At 65.0% G+C, this 17,405-nt stretch carries 18 protein-coding genes; 16 read left to right on the top strand and 2 right to left on the bottom strand.

The genetic code is table 11. The features are described 5' to 3' along the window. Window positions 1-106: 106 nt before the first annotated feature. From BM357_RS13930 to BM357_RS13920, 3 genes are all read left to right on the top strand, one after another. Entirely contained in the window at window positions 107-514 is a 408-nt protein-coding gene (locus BM357_RS13930) for a S1 domain-containing RNA-binding protein (protein ID WP_074954710.1), read from the top strand. Between the two features lie 65 nt (window positions 515-579). Beyond that, entirely contained in the window at window positions 580-774 is a 195-nt protein-coding gene (locus tag BM357_RS13925) for a hypothetical protein (protein WP_074954707.1), read from the top strand. A gap of 109 nt (window positions 775-883) precedes the next feature. Next, window positions 884-1,072 (top strand): DUF2759 family protein, encoded by a 189-nt coding sequence (locus tag BM357_RS13920; RefSeq protein WP_035462182.1) that lies wholly within the window; start codon window positions 884-886, stop codon window positions 1,070-1,072. A gap of 61 nt (window positions 1,073-1,133) precedes the next feature. Here BM357_RS13920 and cmpA read toward each other — a convergent pair whose 3' ends face one another. Together cmpA and BM357_RS13915 are read right to left on the bottom strand one after the other, a co-directional pair. After that, entirely contained in the window at window positions 1,134-1,256 is a 123-nt protein-coding gene (gene cmpA, locus BM357_RS19440) for a cortex morphogenetic protein CmpA (protein ID WP_139234732.1), read from the bottom strand. A gap of 55 nt (window positions 1,257-1,311) precedes the next feature. Further along, complete coding sequence (locus tag BM357_RS13915; protein WP_217647698.1) at window positions 1,312-1,830, bottom strand: ComE operon protein 2; 519 nt, start codon at window positions 1,828-1,830, stop codon at window positions 1,312-1,314. A 239-nt stretch (window positions 1,831-2,069) separates the two neighbouring features. On the opposite strand from BM357_RS13915, the gene spoIIE reads away from it, so the two are divergent. The 13 genes from spoIIE to lysS all read left to right on the top strand — a co-directional run bounded on the left by spoIIE (window position 2,070) and on the right by lysS (window position 16,663). Further along, on the top strand, window positions 2,070-4,520 hold the full coding sequence (spoIIE, locus tag BM357_RS13910) for a stage II sporulation protein E (protein ID WP_074954701.1): 2,451 nt from the start codon (window positions 2,070-2,072) through the stop codon (window positions 4,518-4,520). Window positions 4,521-4,585: 65 nt separating this feature from the next. Further along, window positions 4,586-5,347: a vWA domain-containing protein gene (locus BM357_RS13905; RefSeq protein ID WP_074954698.1), complete on the top strand. Its 762-nt coding sequence runs from the start codon at window positions 4,586-4,588 to the stop codon at window positions 5,345-5,347. A gap of 18 nt (window positions 5,348-5,365) precedes the next feature. Further along, window positions 5,366-6,358, top strand: a complete 993-nt coding sequence (locus BM357_RS13900) for a protein kinase domain-containing protein (protein WP_175511543.1) — start codon at window positions 5,366-5,368, stop codon at window positions 6,356-6,358. A gap of 144 nt (window positions 6,359-6,502) precedes the next feature. Continuing rightward, complete coding sequence (gene tilS, locus BM357_RS13895) at window positions 6,503-7,981, top strand: tRNA lysidine(34) synthetase TilS (protein ID WP_074954692.1); 1,479 nt, start codon at window positions 6,503-6,505, stop codon at window positions 7,979-7,981. A gap of 47 nt (window positions 7,982-8,028) precedes the next feature. Next, window positions 8,029-8,568, top strand: a complete 540-nt coding sequence (gene hpt, locus BM357_RS13890) for a hypoxanthine phosphoribosyltransferase (protein WP_074954689.1) — start codon at window positions 8,029-8,031, stop codon at window positions 8,566-8,568. A 90-nt stretch (window positions 8,569-8,658) separates the two neighbouring features. Beyond that, window positions 8,659-10,464, top strand: a complete 1,806-nt coding sequence (ftsH, locus tag BM357_RS13885; protein ID WP_074954688.1) for an ATP-dependent zinc metalloprotease FtsH — start codon at window positions 8,659-8,661, stop codon at window positions 10,462-10,464. Between the two features lie 135 nt (window positions 10,465-10,599). Further along, window positions 10,600-11,673, top strand: coding sequence for an HD-GYP domain-containing protein (locus tag BM357_RS13880; protein WP_245784008.1), 1,074 nt, complete (start codon window positions 10,600-10,602; stop codon window positions 11,671-11,673). A gap of 56 nt (window positions 11,674-11,729) precedes the next feature. After that, window positions 11,730-12,602, top strand: a complete 873-nt coding sequence (gene hslO, locus BM357_RS13875) for an Hsp33 family molecular chaperone HslO (RefSeq protein ID WP_139234731.1) — start codon at window positions 11,730-11,732, stop codon at window positions 12,600-12,602. A gap of 21 nt (window positions 12,603-12,623) precedes the next feature. After that, window positions 12,624-13,451 (top strand): dihydropteroate synthase, encoded by an 828-nt coding sequence (folP, locus tag BM357_RS13870; RefSeq protein ID WP_074954678.1) that lies wholly within the window; start codon window positions 12,624-12,626, stop codon window positions 13,449-13,451. After that, a complete protein-coding gene (folK, locus tag BM357_RS13865) occupies window positions 13,438-13,947 on the top strand; it encodes a 2-amino-4-hydroxy-6-hydroxymethyldihydropteridine diphosphokinase (protein WP_074954674.1) in 510 nt (169 codons plus the stop codon). The genes folP and folK overlap by 14 nt, the downstream gene beginning before the upstream one ends. Continuing rightward, a complete protein-coding gene (locus tag BM357_RS13860; protein WP_083430534.1) occupies window positions 13,928-14,215 on the top strand; it encodes a helix-turn-helix domain-containing protein in 288 nt (95 codons plus the stop codon). The genes folK and BM357_RS13860 overlap by 20 nt, the downstream gene beginning before the upstream one ends. Window positions 14,216-14,533: 318 nt before the next feature. Next, window positions 14,534-15,010 carry a transcription elongation factor GreA gene (greA, locus tag BM357_RS13855; protein ID WP_029421914.1) on the top strand — a complete coding sequence of 159 codons (477 nt, stop codon included), beginning with the start codon at window positions 14,534-14,536 and terminating at the stop codon, window positions 15,008-15,010. A 168-nt stretch (window positions 15,011-15,178) separates the two neighbouring features. Further along, window positions 15,179-16,663: a lysine--tRNA ligase gene (gene lysS, locus BM357_RS13850; protein ID WP_074954668.1), complete on the top strand. Its 1,485-nt coding sequence runs from the start codon at window positions 15,179-15,181 to the stop codon at window positions 16,661-16,663. The last annotated feature ends 742 nt before the right edge of the window (window positions 16,664-17,405 follow it).

Raw genomic sequence — 17,405 nt, 5'->3', positions numbered from 1 at the left:
AGCGGGGAATGTGCACGCCACCGCAGTGGGACGCTTGATGCATCATCGTGGATCTGTGTATGATATGGATGGGAGTCTTAAACCTTAAGGGAGGAACCGCCTTTTTATGACCATTGAGGTCGGCAGCAAATTGGAGGGCAAGGTCACCGGTATCACGCATTTTGGCGCGTTTGTTTTGCTGCCGGGAGGTGTCACGGGCCTCGTGCATATCTCGGAAATTTCCCACAACTACGTGAAGGATATACATGACCATCTGAAGATCAACGACTCGGTGACGGTGAAGGTCATCCACGTCGACAAGGATGGGAAGATTGGCCTCTCCATCCGGCAGGCGATGGACAACCCGAATCCGTCCCCGGGCGGCCGGCGCCGGCCGGGCGGCCGCTATGGCGGCGGGAGCCGGCAGTCGTTCGAAGATAAACTGCTGCGGTTCATGAAGGACAGTGAGGAGCGGCTGCAGGCGCTTCGACGGAGTGAATCCAAGCGCGGCGGGCGTGGCGGCCGCCGGGGCTGAACACCGTGCAGACATACAGAGCGGGGCACCGCGGTGCCCCGCTCGCGTCATCTGGGGAGGGCACCGTGGAACGCTACTATTTGGAGTATGAGTTGAGCGACGGGACGCGCGTCATGTTGGCGTTCGACGACATCAATGATCGGGACGGCTGCCATATTTCGCTCGATATGTACAAGGTGCAGCTGGGACCTGTGGACATGGAGGTGCTGTTGCGGGTGGTCGGAAAATTCCGCGGCACGCTCCTCGCGCCAAAATCCTGAGACCGCTTTCAGATTGGCGCTTCAGACGATTTTGACCATCCGTGCCCGGTTCATTATAATTGCTGTCGTGGTCTTGGGACGTTGCAATCGGATGAGGCGGAGGTGAGGCGTGGTGGAACACTACCTGCATCCTTGGGTGGTTGCCGTCTTCCTGTTGGCGTTTACCGTGATGTCCTTGGTGGGCCTGATCCGTCTGCTGCGGGATCGGAACCTGTTCGGGAGCGTATTGCTGTTGCTGTCCACGTGCATCTTCGGCTACAGCACCTGGATTGCCGCCACGCTCCACGTGACCGGCTGACATCGCGCCGGCACAGGGCCGGCGCCGAGCCGGCGATGCGTGAGGGCCTGCGCGACCGTGATCACGGCTGCGTGAGGCCCTTGGTGTTCCGGTAACGAAAAAAGGCTTGGTTCAACATTTGAATGGAGCGCGTGTCGTGGTTGAGGAACGCCCTCCGAAGTTGGCTGCACAGCCACTCTGGCATCCTCTTCCCCCTCGCTTTCCCGAGCTGACGCCCGCCCAACCCGGATGGCAGGCGTTTACTTATGTATATGGGGGAGATCCAGTCCATGCTCCTGTCTGGCGAGGGCGCGCAACAGGGCGTTGAGGTCGCTGTGCACCTGCTCCACCGGGATCCCCGCGAACTCGAACAGTTCCGCCGCATAGGGATCCGGACGGTACACCTCCTCGTAATACACGCGCCGAATCCCGGCTTGAATGATGCTCTTCGTGCACTGCAGGCAGGGCAGATGCGTCACGTACAGGTCCGCGCCTTCCGTTGAGATGCCGAACCGGGCGCACTGCAACAGGGCGTTTTGTTCGGCGTGAATCGCCCGCACGCAATGGCCGTCCACCATCTTGCATCCGACGTCCAGGCAGTGGACATCCCCCCGGATGGACCCGTTGTACCCGCTGGCGATGATCCGCTTGTCGCGGACGATCACGCACCCCACCGCCAGCCGGCGGCACGTTGAACGCAGCGCCATCACCCGGCTTTGGGTGGCAAAAAACGTCTCCCACGACATGCGCGCCTTCTCTTCAGGAAATCCCTGTTCCATCATTGATGCCCCGTTTCCGCAAAGGTTTTTGGTCCATTATAAAAAACTTTGTCCGGCACCGCGCGGATCGCCCGGGAGCGACACGCCGCCCCGTCCCCATCGCGGGAACGGTGTCGGCTCGAGCACATCGGCGGCGATAAGTGTCGGAACATTTCTTTCATTCGACACCGCGAACTGACAAAATCCACCCATTCCCTCTCCGTATAATGGCCCTACACCTCACAGAGGGGGAAGGAACGATGGCTTACCAAGTCGTGGTGACGGGCAAGGGGAAGAACCTCCTGAAGGGTTCGTTCCCGTCGCAAGCGATGCCCCTGGCGCGGACATGGTGGGTGCGTACGGGAGCGCTGTTGCTGCTGGCGTTGCTGCTCGGCCGCGCGGACATCGAACACGTGATCTCGCCGTTTGCCGTGGCGTACTTCGCCGTGCTGGTGGAACTGTTGGGAATCCGGCGCAGCTGGCCTGCGCTGGCGGCACTGGCCGGCGCCTATACACGCGGCGGTCTGGGAGCTGCCGGGTTGCTCGCCGCCGACATGGCGTTGTACCTGTTGTGCCGCAAGGCTGTGTCTCCGCGCCGGCCGCCCGACCTGCACTGGGCGCCGTTCATCGCTGGCGCCGTCGATACCACCGCCCGGCTGGCCGCGGTCGGAACCGTGTGGACCCGTTATGATCTGATGATCGCGTTCGCCGACGGCGCCCTGGCGGCGGTACTGGCCCTCATCTTCATTCAGTGCATGCCGATCTTCACCGGCCATGCGGGCGGCCGCACCCTGCGATTCGAACAATGGGTCAGCATCTCCATCCTGATGGGATCGGTCATCACCGGGCTGGCAGGCCTCACGGTCGCCGGCATACCGGTGGCAGGCGTCGCGGTGGACTGGCTGGTGTTGTTGATGGCCTCCGCCGGAGGCGCGGGGGTGGCCACCACGACGGCGGTCGTCACGGGCACGTTGGCGGTGGTCCACCACACCAGTGGGCTGGCCGATGTGGCGGTGTTGGCCTTCGCGGGACTGCTCGCCGGCGTCCTGAAGGAGGCGGGCCGGCTGTGGGGAGCGGTGGCGTTCACCGGCAGCTCCGTGCTGCTCGGCGCGGCTGCCGCGAACAGCTTCGCGGCGGCCGAGGCGAGCGCGCTGGCGAGCGGTGTCGCCTGTCTGCTGTTCCTGTTCACTCCACAGCGGCTACGGCGCGAATTGGCCTCCTACGTCCCGGGAACGGCGGAACACCGGGAGTCGGAGCGGGCTCACGCGCGCAGGGTGCGCAAACTGCTGTGGGAGCGGGTCGACGGCCTGGGAAAGGTGTTCGACGAATTGTCGGCCACGTTCGCCGAGGGCGGCGCCAGCCCGGCGGCTTCCGCGCAGCAGTTGATGGACCACACCGTGGGCCGGGTGGCCACGACGGTCTGCCAGGCCTGCTCGCGGCGCGAGAAGTGCTGGGGAAAAGAGGCGTATCTCACGTATCAGGCCATCGCGCACACCCTCGAGCGCCTGGAAGCGGACGGATCGCGTTTCGCGCCGGCGACGCCGGACCTCCGGGAGCGCTGCGTCCGTCTCGACACGATGATGTCCATGCTGCGCCAAAACCTGGAGATCACCGACCGGGACGCCAAGTGGCTCGCGAAGCTCAACGAACAACGGCAGCTCGTCTCCCAGCAGTTGGCCGGCGTGGCGGAGGTGATCCGGGCCGTGGCACACGAGATCGACCGGCGCAACGAGTCCACGCTGTGGGGCGAAGAGCAGATCCTGGCCGCCCTCGAGCAGCTGGGGCTGTACGTGGACGATGTGCACATCGTCAGCCTCGACCCGGGGAAGGTGGAGGTGGAGGTCACGCAGCCGTCCCAGGGCGCGCACGAAAACTCGGCCCGGGTCATCGCCCCGCTGCTGTCCGGCATCGTCGGCGAGCACATCACCGTGCACGAGGTGAGCGAAGGGCCCGGTCCCTGCCGCGCCGTGTTCCGGTCCGCGCGCCTGTTCGACGTCCAGACCGCTGTGGCCACCGTCGCCCGGGACGGCCGCACCGTGTCCGGCGACTCGTGCACCGCGCTCGACATCGGCAACGGCCGGTACGCCGTGGCGGTCAGCGACGGCATGGGCAACGGTGAACGTGCGCAGCGCGAGTCCAAAGCCGCGATTGACCTGTTGGGGCGCCTGCTCCAGGCGGGGTTCGACGAGCGGTTGGCGGTGCGCACGGTGAACTCCGCCCTCTTGTTGCGATCCCGCGACGAGGTGTTCACCACCCTCGACATGGCCTTGATTGATCTGTACAGCGCACGGGCGGAATTCCTGAAGATCGGGTCCGTGCCCTGCTTCATCAAACGCGGCGGCGACGTGCACACCATCAGCGGCAGCAGCGTACCCATCGGCATCTTGCGGGACATCGAGGTCCAGTCCATCGTCAAACAGTTGGAGGCAGGGGACATCCTCATCCTCGTGTCCGACGGCGTCTACGACGCGCCGCAGCACACGGAGGACAAGGAGGCTTGGTTGAAACACCGGATCGCGCAGTTGGAGACGACCGATCCGCAGGCCATTGCGGACACGCTTCTGGAATCGGCCGTCCGGCTCAACCACGGGGAGATCCGGGACGACATGACGGTGATGGTGGCATTGGTGTCCGCTCATCAACCGGAGTGGGCGGCCATCTCCCTGCCGAATATCAGCGGGCTTCGCCAAGAAAAGCGCCGCGGGGCGTGACCGCCGGAATGACGCCCGAAAAATCCGTCCATACTGGCTACTAGTCCGTATGGGGGGTGGAAGATTTGGGAGGCCAGCAAGCCGTCATCCGGCAATTGTTGGTGATCACCGACGGGTGTTCGAACGTCGGGATCGATCCGGTCGCCGCCGCGGCCGAAGCGCGCCGCCGGGGCGTGGTGGTCAACGTGATCGGCGTCGTCGACAAGGGAGACATGGGGCGCCACGGGCGCGAGGAGGCGATGTCCATCGCCGACGCGGGGGGCGGCATGTGCAGAGTGGTGGAACCGTCGCTGCTGTCGGCCACCGCGCAGATGATGACGCAGCAGACGGTGCAGATGACGTTGCAGCAGGTGGTCAACCAGGAGCTGATGCAGGTCATGGGCAAGTCGGCCGAGGATCTGCCTCCGGTGGAGCGGTCGCGCGTGATGCAGGTGGTGGACAAGTTGGAGGAGGAGCTGTCCCTGCACGTGGTGGTCGCGGTCGACACCAGCGCGAGCATGAAGGACAAGATGGCGACGGTGCGGGAGGCGATCCGCGATCTGGCCTTCTCCCTCCAGGCCCGGCAAGGGGAATCCCGGGTGGCCGTGCTGGCGTTCCCCGGCAGCGGAGATGAGCCGGTCCGCCTGGTTCAGCCGTTCTCCGAACAATTGAACGTGACAGCGCTGGAGAACATGCTGGTGGCGCGCGGGGGCACGCCGACGGGGCCCGCCATCGAGCGGGGGCTGGCGCTGTTCGACGAGATCCGCGGGCGGGACGAGGAAGACCGTCCGCCGACGGCGGACGACCAGCCGGTGCGCCGTTGGGGCGACGAGGCGGTCGCGCCGTGACGTGAGGAGTTGGCCTGTGTGCAGTGCGGCGATTGGGTGGTGGGCAAGTGGACCGGCGAGCCGTTTCAGGTGGAACGCCCGCTCGGCACCGGGGCCAACGGCGAGGTGTACCTGGTGCGCACGCGCCGGGGCCTCGCCGCGGTGAAGGTCTGCCCCAACGCCTCCGACATCGCCTTGGAGTGGGCGGTGTTGGAGCGTCTCCACCGTGTGTCGGGGACCTTCCCGAAGCCGATGTGGATTGATGATCACGGCCCATCGGCCTTTTTTTATGTCATGGAGTGGATCCCGGGGACCCCCCTGTCCCAAGCGGCCGCCCGGCTGACCGGCCACGCGGCCGCCGCGGTGGTGCGTGGCATCGCCGAAGGGTTGGCGGAGCTCCACGCCGCGGGGTACGCCTTCTGTGATTTGAAACCGGACAACATCGTGATCGCGGGGGACCCGCCGCACGTGCGCTTTGTGGACGCGGGCGGGGTGACGCCGTTCGGGCGGTCCGTCCGGCAATTCACCCCGTACTACGACCGGGCGTTTTGGGGCCTGGGCACCCGGCGGGCGGAACCGTCGTACGACGTGACGGCGTTGGCCCTGGTCATCGTCATCTGCTTGGGCGGGCTGGCGCCGCCCGTGTCGTTGACCGGGCAGACGCCGGCCCAACGTCAGTCATGGCTGCGCCGAGGGATCCGCCGGTGGCCAGAGGGCGTGCGCCCATTGCTGGAGCAGGCGCTCGCGGGCAGGATGGACGCGCGGCAGTTCGCCGCAGCCTGGTGTCGGCAGGCTGCGGCACGGCCGGCCCGACCCGGGCCGCGCGTTCCAACCGCCCCTGGGCACCCAACCGCTTCCAGGGGCCGGCCGGCGGTCGCAGGCGCATCCGCCTCCGTCGCCGCGGGTCGGGGCCCTGGGGCTGGGCGGAAACGGGGCCGGGACTGGACGGAGTGGCTGATGTGGATCTCGCTCATCGGCGCGTTGACGTCGACCGCCTGTGCTTGGCTGACGTCTCTCGGCTGGCTGCGGTGATGCCGCGGCAGGGTCGCGGGGGCGTCACGCCGCCGTGGGACGAGGGGTGTACGCCCGGGCGGTTTCCCCGTGGTATGATCGCCGCAGAAGCGAGGACACCCGCCGCGCGGGCGGTTTGGCGGGATGGCAAAGGGGGGACCCCAGGTGGTTCCAGGTGCGCCGGGGCGGCGCGTGACGGAGGCCGTGCGACGGGCGTGCGCAGATTGGGCCGCCGTGGACCGCGGGGCGGGGCGGCCGTGGCTCGTGGCGGTTTCGGGCGGCGTGGACTCCGTGGTGCTGCTGCACACGTTGTGGCTGCTGCAGCCGTGGCATGGCGTGGCACTGCGGGTGGTGCACGTGCACCACGGGCTGCGGGCGGCCGCGGACGAGGATGCCCGGTTCGTGTCGGAACTGGCGCGGGCATGGGGGATTCCTGCATCCGTGGAACGGGTGTCTGTGGAATCCATCCCCAGCCGCGAACGCCGGGGCCTGGAAGCGGACGCCCGCCGCGTCCGGCGCCAAGCCATCCGGCGGGCGGCCAAGCGCTTTGGGGCCGAGCGGGTGTGGCTCGCGCACCATGCGGATGACCAATTGGAGACCATCCTGTTGCGGCTGGCGCGGGGCGCGTCCCTGGGGGGACTGGGGGGCATTCGCCCCGTCGCGGACGACGGCGGGCTGACGTGGGTGCGTCCGCTGCTCGGCGTGGAGCGCCGGGACATCGAGGCGTACGCAGAAGCGCACCACCTCCGCCACGTCGAGGACGAGACGAACCGGTTCACGGATCCGCTGCGCAATTACCTGCGCCACGAAGTGATCCCGCGCTTGCGGGAGCGCCAACCGCGGATCGCCGCCACGGTCGCCAGGGCCGCCCTCGGCGTCCAGGACGAGGATGCCCACTTGGAAGCGGAGGGCCGGCGCGTGTTCGAGCGTTGCTGCACCCTGGAGGCGGGCGGCGCGACGGTGGACGTCGCGGCGCTCGCGGCTGAGCCTGTCGCTTTACAACGGCGGGCGATTAAAATACTATTGTATTGTTTAACCTCCAGAGGGAACCCCGTTCTCGATTGGACGTTCGCGCACATCGAAAGCGTGCGGCGGCTGTGCGTGCAAGGCCGGCCATCGGCTGCGGTGCACCTGCCGGGCGGCTGGGTGGTGCGCCGGTCCTACGGCCAGTTGCACGTCGAGCCGCAGTCACACGCTTGCCCAATATCGGACGTGTCCACGTTTTCCCCGGTGGAGTGGCGGTTGGCGGACGGCGCGGAACTGTGTCTCCCGGCCGCGGGGCGGGCCGAATGGCGATTCGTCTGCCGCGCGTGGCACGGGAGAGAAGGGGTGCACGTGGCACCGTGGACCCTTCTGCTTCCACAGTGGCCCACCGTGGAGGTGCGGCCGGGTCGTCCCGGAGAGCGCATCGCGCCTCTTGGCCTGACCGGCACGAAAAAGGTGCAGGACGTGTTCGTCGACGCCAAGGTCCCGCGTTCCCTGCGCGCGGGTTGGCCCAGGTTTGCGCGGGAAGGCGAGATCCTCTGGCTCCCCGGCTTGTCGCGCGCCCGCCACGGGCTGCTCGATCCGGAGGCCGGGCCGGGATGGCGGATCGACACGGTCCGGGCACCCGAGGCCGTCCGGGCGTTCATGCCGCCGGGGTGAGGCGCGGATGGGCAGATGAGGGACTTCGCAAGACACGGGAGGCTTGTATGCATCCAGATTTGGAGAAGGTTCTGTTCAGCGAGGAGGAGATCCTCGCGTGTGTTGATCGCATGGGCCGGCAGTTGTCCGCGGACTACGATGGCAAGAATCCGCTCTTTATCTGCGTCCTCAAGGGCGCCGTTCTGTTCATGGCAGACCTCGTCAAACGCGTGACCATCCCGCTCGAGATGGATTTCATGGCGACGTCCAGTTACGGGGCCGCTTCGAAGTCCTCGGGCGTGGTGCGGATCCTAAAAGATTTGGAACGGCCCGTGGAGGGGCGTCACGTCGTCATCGTCGAGGACATCATCGATACCGGGCTCACGCTGGCCTATCTGAAAGAAGTGCTGCTGCACCGGCGGGCGGCCAGTGTCAAGGTGGCCGCATTGTTCGACAAGCCGGAGGGGCGGAAGATGGAGATCGAGGCAGACTACCGGGGGTTTGTCGTGCCCAACGAGTTCATTGTGGGATACGGGCTCGACTACGCGGAGCGCTATCGAAATCTCCCCTATGTCGGTGTCCTCAAACCCGAGGTGTACGAACGCTGAGATCCTGGCCGGATCTGTGTCCGTCGCCGCTATCGGAGCGGGTGCGCGGTATGATACAATGAGGGCGCCATGGCCGGGAGGAGGTAAGGCATGAACAGGTTCTACCGCAGCATTGTCTTCTACGTCCTGATCTTGCTTCTCATCGTGGGCGTTGTGGACTACATCACCGGTCAGGATCACACCCGGAAAGTCCTCTCCTACACGGAGTTCGTCAATAAAGTTCAGAACCACGAGGTCAAGGGCCAGGTCTATGTGACACCCGAAGGTCTGACGGCCACCATCGACGGCACGTTGACGGACGACACCAAGTTCACCACGCGCGCCTTGCTCGACCACGATGTATCCGATTTTCTCGTCAACAACAAACTCGACGTCGTCAACGAGGCGCAACCGAAGGCGTCCGTCTGGATTCAGGTCCTCGAATCGGTCGTGCCGTTCATCTTCATCCTCATTCTCATGTTCTTCCTGTTCAACCAGGCGCAGGGCGGCGGTAGCCGCGTGATGAACTTCGGCAAGAGCCGGGCCCGGTTGTACTCGGAGGAGAAACGGAAGGTGACGTTCCGCGACGTTGCCGGTGCGGATGAAGAAAAGGCCGAACTCGAGGAGATCGTCGAATTCTTGAAGGACCCCAAACGTTTCTCGGCCTTGGGCGCGCGGATCCCGAAAGGGGTCCTGCTCGTCGGCCCGCCAGGAACCGGGAAGACGCTGTTGGCGCGCGCCGTGGCCGGTGAGGCAGGCGTACCCTTCTTCAGCATCAGCGGCTCCGATTTCGTCGAGATGTTCGTCGGCGTCGGCGCTTCGCGCGTGCGCGACCTGTTCGAGACCGCCAAGAAGAACGCTCCCTGCATCATCTTCATCGACGAGATCGACGCCGTTGGTCGCCACCGCGGGGCGGGACTCGGCGGGGGCCACGACGAGCGCGAGCAGACGCTGAACCAACTGCTGGTGGAGATGGACGGTTTCGCGGCGAACGAAGGCATTGTCATCATCGCGGCGACCAACCGTCCGGACATCCTGGACCCGGCGTTGCTGCGGCCGGGCCGCTTCGACCGGCAGATTGTCGTTAACCGCCCGGACGTCAAGGGGCGGGAGGAGATCCTCCAGGTCCACGCGCGCAACAAGCCGTTCGCGCCGGACGTGCGACTGGACGTCATCGCCAAGCGGACTCCCGGGTTCACGGGTGCCGATCTGGAAAACGTGCTGAACGAAGCGGCGCTGCTGGCGGCCCGCAAACAGCAGTCCCAGATCACCTGGGAGGACATCGACGAGGCCATCGACCGCGTCATGGCCGGGCCGGAAAAGCGCAGCCGCGTGATGTCGGAGAAGGAACGGAAGCTGGTCGCCTATCACGAGGCGGGTCACGCGGTGGTGGGATACTTTCTCCAAAACGGCGAGACGGTTCACAAGGTGACCATTATCCCGCGCGGCATGGCGGGCGGATACACCATCACGCTGCCGAAGGAAGACCGTTATTTCGCCACCAAGCAGGAGATGCTCGACCGCATCTGCGGGCTCTTGGGCGGGCGGGTCGCCGAAGAGATCGTGTTCAATGAAATCAGCACCGGTGCGTCGAACGACTTGCAGCGCGTGACCGGGATCGCCCGTCAAATGGTCACCGAATACGGGATGAGCGAGCGGCTGGGACCGATGCAGTTCGGGAGTCGCCAGGGGACGGGCCAGGTCTTCCTCGGCCGCGATCTTTCCCTCGAACCCAACTACAGCGATCGCGTCGCCTACGAGATCGACGAGGAGATGAAACGCATCGTCGAATCCTGTCATCAGCGGACGAAACAAATCCTGACGGAGCGGCGGGACAAACTCGAGGCGCTGGCACAGCTGCTCTTGGAGAAGGAGACGGTCGACGAAGAGGAGATCCGCGCGTTGATGGAGTCGTGAGCACGCGTGGGAAGGGGGCCCTCGAATCTCTTCGGGGGTCCTTTCCTCGTTCTCGGCGCGTGCCATCCACGGGCGGGAGAACCGGCGGTCTGTCGGGACCGCCGGCTGGGAGCAGGAGGGGTTTGCTTGCGGTGGGTGTCGCTGCGCACCATCGAACCGAACCGGATTCTGGCCAGACACATTCTGGACGAGCGCGGACGCGTGCTCTTGGCGCGCGGGGTGACGCTGACGCCTCACTGGGTGGATCGACTGCTGGCGCTCGGGATCTCATCGGTGTGTATCGAAGATGACCGGACGGACGACATCGAACCGGCGGAGCCAATCACCCCGGAGATGCGGCAGCGGGTGTTGGCCGCCACGTACGACACATTGACGGAGCTCGCCTCGCCCCCCTCGCCCCACCGTATCCGGCCCAGTCGCGTGCGAGGACGGCTGCGGCCGTTGGTGGAGGAGATCATCGCCCAATTGCGCGACCTTGGGCAGGTGGGGCAACATTTCGGCAACGTGTATCTGACCGACGGGGAGCTGTACCACCACTCGGTGAATGTGACGCTGTATGCGCTCGGGCTCGGCATCGGGTTGCGCCTCTCGCACGACGACCTGGTGAATCTGGGGCTCGGCACGCTGCTGCACGACGTCGGCAAACTGCGGGTCCCCAAATCCATCCTGAAAAAGCCCGGGCGCTTGACGGATGAGGAGTACGAGACGGTCAAACTGCACACCGTGTACGGATATGAACTGCTGCAGGAGACGGGTGAACTGGCCTCGGCGTCCACCATCATCGCCCTGCACCATCATGAGCGGATAGACGGGTCTGGGTATCCGCACGGACGGGTGGGGGCGGACACACATCTGTTCGCGCGCATCGCGGCGGTGGCAGACGTGTACGAGGCGCTGACAGCCAACCGGGTGTACCGGCCCGGCTATCTGCCGCACGACGCCTACGAGATGCTTCTGGCTGGAAACGGGACCCTGTTCGATTCGCGCGTGATCGAGACGTTCATTCGCACGATTGCCGTCTATCCGGTCGGGATGACGGTGCGGCTGTCGAACGGCTTCAAGGGCGTGGTGGTACACAGCACGGGCCGGCAAACCCATAGGCCGGTGGTGCGGTTGCTGGAGGGGCCGACGGGGGAACCGGTGCAACCGCCGGTGGACCTGGACTTGGCGAAGGAGCTGTCCGTGGCCATCGTCGGCTGCGAAGTGTAGAGAGGAGCCGAAACACCGCCTGGCGTGGCGCGGGCAGGATGGAAAGGAGCGCTGGGATGACGGCGGAAGACGTGGTGGTTCGTGCGACCGTGCCGGGACGGCCGGTCCGCGGTTTCGCATGCCGGACGACGGAGTTGGTGAACACGCTGCAGCGGTTGCACGGAACATGGCCCGTGGCCACGGCCGCGCTGGGCCGCACGGCCAGCATCGGCGCGATGATGGGCATGTTGTTGAAGGACGCGGAACGGTTGACGCTGCAGGTGGACGGAGACGGACCGCTCGGCAAGATTGTCGTCGATGCCGACGCGGCGGGGCACGTGCGGGGGTATGTCGAACATCCGCATGTGCATCTCCCCAACAACGCGTTGGGGAAGCTCGACGTGGGCACGGCCGTCGGCCGCGGCATGCTGTACGTGATGCGCGACATGGGGTTGCGCGATGTCTACCGGGGCAGCGCGGAGCTGCAGACGGGGGAGATCGGCGACGATTTCACGTATTACTTCGCGGTCTCGGAACAGACACCGTCGGCGGTCGGGGCCGGGGTGCTGGTGGACACGGACCACTCCGTCCTGGCGGCGGGCGGGTTCATCGTCCAGCTGATGCCCGGTCACACGGAGGCGGATGTGGAAATGGTGGAACAGTGCCTGGCGGGGCTCGGGAGTGTCACGGACATCCTGAAAACCGGGGCCTCGGCCGAGGACCTGCTGGAGCGGGTGTTGCCGGGTGCGAAGGTGTTGGAGCGGCGCCGGGTGATGTACCGGTGCACCTGCGAACGGGATCGCATCGCGTCTGTCCTGCGGAGCCTCGGCCGCGCCGAACTGGAGGGGATGATCCGGGACCAGGGTGGGGCCGAGGTCGTCTGCCACTTTTGCAACAGCCGGTACACGTTCACGGCGGAGGAGTTGTCAGCTCTGATGCCGTCCGAGTGAGCCGGCAGGGAGGTGGAGAATGTGCCGGAGAGGAATCGGCGGGATGGGTTGACAGGCGGCGGGACGCCGTCCAAGACGTTGGTGATGGGGATCGTCAACGTGACGCCGGACTCGTTTTCGGACGGGGGACGGTTTTACCATCCGAAGGATGCCATCGCGCACGCGTACCGTCTGGTGGAGGAAGGCGCGGACGTGATTGACGTCGGCGCGGAGAGCACCCGCCCGGGGCACACGCCGGTACCGGAAGACGAAGAGTGGCGGCGGTTGGAACCGGTCCTGCGGGAGCTGTGCGCGCACGCGCCCGTACCGGTTTCCGTGGACACGTTCAAGGCGTCGACGGCCGTGCGGGCCCTCGAGTTGGGGGCGGACATCATCAATGATGTCTGGGGCGGCTTGGCCGATCCCCGCATGTTGCAGGTCGTGGCCGACGCCGGCTGTGTGTACATCTGGATGCACAACCGTCCGGAACCTGCCCCCGAGCGGGCGTTTGATGTCCTGATGGAGGAGACGCGGAGAGGCGTCGCCCGCTGCCTGGAAGCGGGGATCGCGGAGGACAAGCTGTGGATCGACCCGGGGATCGGATTTGCCAAGACGTACGAGCAAAACCTTCAGATCTTGCGCCGCCTCTCCGAATACTGTTCACTGGGATGGCCGGTGCTCCTGGGCACGAGTCGCAAGGGCGTGATCGGCAGAACGTTGGGGACGAGCCCTGCCGACCGTCTGGAAGGCTCGCTCGCGACGGTGGCTTGGGGGGTCGCCGCAGGGGTGCAGATGGTCCGTGTCCACGATGTTTTGGCGACGGTGAGAACGTGCAGAATGGTGGAGGCCATCCGGGATGTGCGGGAGTGATCCGGCGCTGCACACGGTGTACCTGGGTCTGGGCAGCAATCAGGGCTCGCGTGTGCGCAACCTGCTCGGCGCCTTGGATGAATTGCAGCGCATGGCGGTGGGGCCGGTGGCCTGTTCCCGAGTGTATGAAACGCGGCCGGTCGGGTATCTGCAGCAACCCGATTTCTTGAATTTGGTGGTGCGCATGCAGGTCACCCTGCGCCCGCTGCCTCTGCTCGGCGCGCTCCACGCGATAGAACAGCGGTTCGGCAGAGTCCGCGAGGTCCGGTTCGGGCCGCGGACGCTGGATGTGGATATTCTTTTGTACGACCGGGAGTACGTTTGTTTTCGTACGTTGCAGATCCCGCATCCGCGGATGTGGACGCGCGGCTTTGTCCTCATTCCGTTGGCGGACCTGGCGCCGGGGCTGCGCGGGCCCGGCGGACGGACGGTTCGGGAAATGGCGGACGCGATGGCCAAGGACGGGGGGGTGCGCGATGTCGGACGTATTTGCTAGGCGGTTGCGGGCGTACCGCAAACTGAAGCATTGGACCCAGGCGGAATTGGCGGCCGCCGCCGGCGTGAGTGTCGCCATCATCGGCGGATTGGAACGGGGGACGCGCGCGCCGACGCCCGCCTTGGTACAGCGGCTGACCGAGATTCTGCAGGTGACCGAGGCGGAACTGCTCGGGACCTCGCCGCAGGTGGGCGGAGCGATGGCGCCGGGGGCGGAAGCGCGCCAACGGGAGGACCCGGGTGGCGATCACGGCCGGGGCGACGTGTGACGCCGGGATCGACGCCGGCATCGTCAATGGACAAAGGCGGGGATTGACCGGTACGACCGGATGAATTTGGCTGATTCTTCTCACCGGAACTTTAAGAGAGTTTTACAACTACCGGTCTTTGGCTGCACATGAATGCGTTGACATCCCGGGGACCGCTCTCTATAATTGCGCATAGACGACGCAACCGACCCGTGATCGCAACACTGTTAGTACGCTTTCGGTACTGGCAGTGTTTTCACACTGAGGGACAAGAATATTCAGATGTCACCATGGCATATGTACAAGGGGTATCACAGCGGTTGCAAAGGAGAGACCTGAATGGCTGACAAGGAAGTCCTGCTGACGCCGGAAGGCCTGCAGAAACTTGAGGAGGAACTGGAGCACCTGAAGAGCGTGAAGCGCCGCGAGGTGGCGGAACGGATCAAGCTCGCCATCAGCTACGGTGACATCAGTGAGAACTCCGAGTATGAAGACGCGAAGAATGAACAAGCCTTCATCGAAGGGCGAATCATGACGCTGGAAAAAATGCTGCGCAACGCGCGCATCATCCAGGACAACGACGTGAACACCGACGTGGTCAGCATCGGATCGACGGTGCGGCTGCGCGACATCGAGTTCGACGAAGAAGTCGAATACACCATCGTGGGGTCCGCCGAAGCGGATCCGGCGAGCAACAAGATCTCCAACGAATCTCCGGTGGGGCGCGCGCTGCTTGGCAAGTCCATCGGATCGGTGGTGGAAGTCGCGGTTCCGGCCGGGACAATTCAGTTCAAGATCCTCAGCATCAAGCGCTGACCGTCCGTGAGCGGACGGCGGATCACCGCCGGTTGAGGCACTTCGTCCCGCCGGCGTGTCCGCAGGCGGACAGGCTTCGTGGTATGATGAACATCAGACTGAGTTGTGACGGGCGAGGGTGGGAAGCTCCACGACCTCGTCCGTTTCGTTGGACTGGAGAGGTGAGTTGTGGACGAGCGGGACCTGTATCAGACGCGTATCAATAAGCTGAGGGAATTGGAATCCCGCGGGATCGATCCGTTTGGGCACCGTTACGAAGTGACCCATCACGCGGCCGAAATTCTGGCGTTTGGGGCGGACAAGTCCAAAGAAGAATTGGATGAAATTGGGCTGCGCGTGCGGATCGCCGGCCGCATGATGGTGCGTCGGGGCCACGGAAAGGCGACGTTTGCCGTCCTTCAGGATCGCACGGGGAGCATTCAGATTTACGCCAAGTACGACGTCCTGGGGCAGGATATGTACGAGGTGTTTCAACTGCTGGATCTGGGCGACTTCCTGGGGGTGGAAGGTCCGGTGTTTCGGACCCACCGGGGCGAGATCACGGTGCTGGCGGAGTCCGTCACGGTGCTCGCCAAGTCGCTCCGGCCGCTCCCGGAGAAGTGGCACGGTCTGAAGGACGTCGAACGCCGTTACCGGCAACGGTATCTGGATCTCATTGTGAATCCGGATGTCCGCGAGACGTTCATCGCCCGGTCGAAGATCGTGCAGGCGATGCGCCGCTTTTTGGATGACAGGGACTTCCTGGAAGTGGAGACGCCGACCCTGCATACGGTGGCCAGCGGTGCCCACGCCCGGCCCTTTGTGACGCATCACAATGCGCTGGATATGACGTTGCACCTGCGGATCGCGCTGGAGCTGCATCTGAAGCGGCTGATCATCGGCGGCCTGGAACGGGTGTACGAGATCGGGCGGGTGTATCGGAACGAAGGCGTGTCCACGCGGCACAATCCGGAGTTCACGATGCTGGAGCTGTATCAGGCGTACGCAGACTTCCACGACATCATGGATTTGACGGAGGACATGATCCGCTACGTCGCGCAGGAGGTCAACGGCACGCTGGACATCCCCTACGGGGACGAGGTGGTGCATCTCGGCGGACCGTGGGCGCGCCGGCACATGGTCGATCTCATCCGCGAACACACCGGCGTCGATTTCTGGAGCGTCCATTCCACGGAGGAGGCGCGGGCGCTGGCGGCCGCGCACGGGGTGCACATCACCCCGGGGATGGAATACGGGCACATCGTCAACGAGTTCTTCGAGCAGAAGGTCGAGGACAAGCTCATTCAGCCGACCTTCGTGTACGGTCATCCGGTCGAGGTGTCCCCGCTGGCGCGAAAAAACGCGCAGGATCCGCGGTTCACGGACCGCTTCGAGCTGTTCATCGTCGGCCGGGAGCATGGCAACGCGTTCACTGAGCTGAACGATCCCATCGACCAACGGCAACGGTTTGAACAGCAGGCGCGCGAGAAGGCGGCGGGGAACGACGAGGCGCTCGAGATCGATGAGGATTTCCTGACGGCCATGGAACACGGAATGCCGCCGACGGGCGGGCTGGGCATCGGCGTGGATCGCCTGGTCATGCTGCTGACCAACCAGCCCTCCATCCGTGACGTGCTGTTGTTCCCGCTGATGCGGGAGCGGACCGAGGAGTAGGGCGAGCGCGAGAACCCGCCGGCCGACGGCGCTATCCTCCTGCGGCGGATGTATCCTGCCGTTGATGCGCCGCTCATGCGGAGCGGACTTGAAGAGTCGAGTGAGCGCGGCCTCCGAGGTGTACCCTCGCGTACCCTTGCGGACCGTACGGGGGCTGGACAGCGCAGGGTCTGGGCAGGCGGGGAGACGGCCTGGAGGGGCTCTGGACGGGAGCCGGATGGGTCCCGGCGCGGCAAGGGAATATGGGAAAAGGCGTCGGGCGAGCTGCGGATGGACTGTGGATGAACTCTGAATGAGTTCGGAACGGGCTCTGTGTCGCCTTGAATATGCGGGACGTCGCAGTGCGGCGTCCCGTTCTGTTCACAGGAAGGGTTAGGGCCGCATAAGCGATTTTGATGGACGACGGACGATGGCTATGGGGTTTGCCTGGGATGTGTGGTTTACCTGATTTTACCCTGTTGATCTCGCGGCCCAGGCGTGGTATAGTACTCGACGTCGCTGCTGCGACGGCTTCGCCGCATCGGCCACAGCGCCAGTCAGGCGCTCGGGGGCGAGCGGTTCGGATGTCGGCAGCGGAACCATCCAATAGGATCAGCCGGTGTAAGCCTTCCAGTGAGGGCTGCCAAGTGAAGGTCTTCCAAACACTCCCGCTTCCCTTCGGGGTTGCGGTGTGGTAAGATGAATGGCGCCGCTTGACGGCAGAGAAAGCGACTGGTTCCTTGAAAACTGAACACGCCCTGAG

The organism is Paenalicyclobacillus macrosporangiidus, assembly GCF_900116805.1.
GTDB lineage: Bacteria > Bacillota > Bacilli > Alicyclobacillales > Alicyclobacillaceae > Alicyclobacillus_H > Alicyclobacillus_H macrosporangiidus.
Note: the sequence above shows the minus strand (reverse complement) of the source record. Positions and strands in the feature narration are given on the sequence as shown.